Source organism: Rhodoferax sp. GW822-FHT04A08 (assembly GCF_058801025.1).
The window spans coordinates 1-2,359 of record NZ_JBXAMW010000049.1; the positions used below are offsets into that span (position 1 = coordinate 1).

Below are 2,359 nucleotides of genomic sequence, written 5' to 3' on the forward strand. Positions count from 1 at the left end.
TGCAGTTCAAGCCCGACACCGATGTGGCCATGCTCAATGCACTGATCCACGTGGTGATCGAGGAAGGCCTGGCCGACCAGGACTTCATTGCCAAGCGTGCCAACAACTTCGAAGCGCTGCGCGAGAACGTCAAAGGCTACAGCCCCGAGGCGATGGAGCCCATCTGCGGTATTCCGGCCCAGACGCTGCGTGAGGTGGCGCGTGCCTTTGCCAAGGCCAAGAGCGCCATGATTCTGTGGGGCATGGGCGTGAGCCAGCACGTGCACGGCACCGACAACGCGCGCTGCCTGATTGCCCTGGTCACAGTCACCGGCCAGATCGGCAAGCCCGGCTCCGGCCTGCACCCACTGCGCGGCCAGAACAATGTGCAGGGTGCGTCTGATGCGGGCCTGATCCCCATGATGTTCCCCAACTACCAGCGCGTGGACAACAAGGCAGTGCACAGCTGGTTCGAGAAGTTCTGGGACACCAAGCTCGATGACCGACCCGGCTATACCGTGGTGGAGATCATGCACAAGGCCTTGGCCGATGACAGCGACCCGCACAAGGTGCGCGGCATGTACATCATGGGCGAGAACCCGGCCATGAGCGACCCTGACCTCAACCATGCCCGCCATGCGCTGGCTTCACTTGAGCACATGGTGGTGCAGGACATCTTCATGACGGAGACCGCCTGGCTGGCCGATGTCGTGTTGCCCGCCACGGCCTGGCCAGAAAAGAACGGCACCGTCAGCAACACCGACCGCATGGTGCAGCTGGGCAAGAAGGCCATCGACCCACCGGGTCAGGCCATGCCCGACCTGTGGATCATCCAGCAGATCGCCAAGCGTATGGGCTTGAACTGGAATTACCAGGGGGATATGGACGGCGTGGCCGCTGTCTACGAAGAAATGCGCCAGGCCATGTCCACGGCCATCTCCGGCATCACCTGGGAGCGGCTGCAGCGCGAGTCCAGCGTCACCTATCCCTGCCTGAGTGCTGAAGACCCGGGCTCGCCCACGGTGTTCATCGACCGGTTCGCCACCACCGATGGCCGTGTGAACCTGGTGCCCGCGGACATCATTCCGGCCAATGAGCGGCCCGATGCGGAGTTTCCGTTTGTGCTGATCACCGGGCGCCAGCTGGAGCACTGGCACACCGGCAGCATGACCCGCCGCGCCGTGGTGCTCGATGCCATTGAACCCATGGCCACAGCATCGATGTGCGGTGAAGACCTGAGTCTGCTCGGGCTGGAGGCCGGGGACGTGGTGACGGTGCAGTCGCGCCGTGGCGAGGTGGCCATCCATGTGCGCCGCGATGACGGCACGCCGCGTGGTGCGGTCTTCATCCCGTTTGCCTACTACGAGGCAGCAGCCAACCTGATGACCAATGCTGCACTGGATCCGTTTGGCAAGATTCCAGAATTCAAGTACTGCGCAGTGGCCATTCGCCGCGGTGGAAAACCACAGGCAGTGCCGGGTTATGGCACGGCCAAGCTGGCTGCCTGAGCCGCCAGCGACTACAACGGTTGGATATGCAGCACGCCAAGCCCACACTCACGCAGGTAAGCGCAGCCCTGACCCACGACGTGGAAGTGGTCAATGAGCTGGGCGAGCGCTACCTGCTCTCCATACCCAGTGAGCGCGCGCTCACGGTGTATGTGGACAAGCGCGAGCTCATCACCCTCATGACCCTGGGTGCGCGGCCCGAGTGGCTGGTGACCGGCTATCTGCTCAACCAGCGCTTGGTGGCAGGCGTTGAAGACATCGCCTCGGTGACCGTCGATTGGGAAGTGGGTGCTGCAGCCGTCAAAACGCGCGGCGGCATCGTGGACTTGGCGCAAAAGACCGCACGCCGCGTGGTGACCACCGGCTGCGGCCAGGGTAGTGTGTTCGGAGACATGATGGACGGCGTAGACCAGCTTGCGCTGCCCGACACCCGTATTACCCAGAGCGAGCTGTATTCCATCGTCAATGCGATTCGCCTGCAGCAAAGCGTGTACAAAAGCGCGGGGTCGGTGCATGGCTGTGCGCTCTTCAGCGGTGAAGAGATGCTGCTGTTTGTGGAAGATGTGGGTCGCCACAACGCCATCGACACCATTGCCGGCTGGATGGCACTGAACGACCAGTACAGCGCGGGCAAGGTGCTTTACACCACGGGGCGGCTGACCAGCGAGATGGTGATCAAGGCGGCGCAGATGGGCATTGCCATCGTGGTGTCGCGCAGCGGCATGACGCAAATGGGGCATGCCGTGGCGCAGAAGCTGGGCTTGTGCGCCATTGGTCGGGCCACCAACCGGCGTTTCCTGTGCTTTAGTGGCGCCGAGCGTCTGCTGTTGCAACCCGAACTGGCTGCCTCACCCGTACGCGTTGCGGCTTGA

At 63.1% G+C, this 2,359-nt stretch carries 2 protein-coding genes; both read left to right on the forward strand.

Annotated elements, in window-relative coordinates:
- Positions 1-1,487 (forward strand): molybdopterin oxidoreductase family protein (locus tag AC1RMF_RS26430; protein WP_493145504.1); only part of this gene is annotated, 1,487 nt, incomplete at its 5' end.
- A 26-nt stretch (positions 1,488-1,513) separates the two neighbouring features.
- Positions 1,514-2,359, forward strand: a complete 846-nt coding sequence (locus tag AC1RMF_RS26435) for a formate dehydrogenase accessory sulfurtransferase FdhD (RefSeq protein ID WP_493145506.1) — start codon at positions 1,514-1,516, stop codon at positions 2,357-2,359.